Annotated in this window: 1 tRNA gene; it reads right to left on the bottom strand. The window is 51.6% G+C overall.

The features are described from left to right. Positions 1–356: 356 nt before the first annotated feature. A tRNA-Ile gene (locus AAIR21_RS27805) sits at positions 357–433 on the bottom strand. Positions 434–554 lie beyond the last annotated feature (121 nt).

Raw genomic sequence — 554 nt, 5'->3', positions numbered from 1 at the left:
CGTAAATTTAATGAATAAACGTCATCGGCGTTCAGGCCTGGCGTACCATGAGGGCGGGAAGGCAAACAGGTATGACCTCAGCCTGTGACGCATGCAAAAATCTGACGCTTCATTAAGGTCAGTAGACTAAACGGCACGACAGAGAAGCCCCTGCGTATCCATGTGAATGGATCTCGCCGGTGTGGTGCGGGAAGTGAGTACTGGTATGGTGAGTATATTGCAAGGTTTACCTGCAGCTAAGTGCGGGTATGCGGTGGTCAACAGCAAGTGAGATGAGTGTTTACACACATCACATATGAGAAGGGGCTCTCTGGTCGCTCAGGGTTATCCCTTCATCGCTGACCGGAAAGCCAAAATGGGCCGCCATCGGGGCCTCGAACCCCGCACCTGCAACATCAATGTCACCGGCTCTGTCCTGCTGAGCTAGTGGCGGTCTGGTCTTTGTCTCCTTACACGGAAGCGAATGTTACGCACGAAAAATTAACCCTGTTCGTTAAAATGGCGCTGCAGTTCGGATTTCCTGACCAGTAATGCAGAGGTATTCGCATATTCGG

Source organism: Enterobacter sp. PTB (assembly GCF_051130085.1).
Classification (GTDB): domain Bacteria; phylum Pseudomonadota; class Gammaproteobacteria; order Enterobacterales; family Enterobacteriaceae; genus Enterobacter; species Enterobacter ludwigii.
The sequence above is the reverse complement of the archived record's forward strand: the minus strand, read 5'-3'. Positions and strand labels throughout refer to the sequence as shown.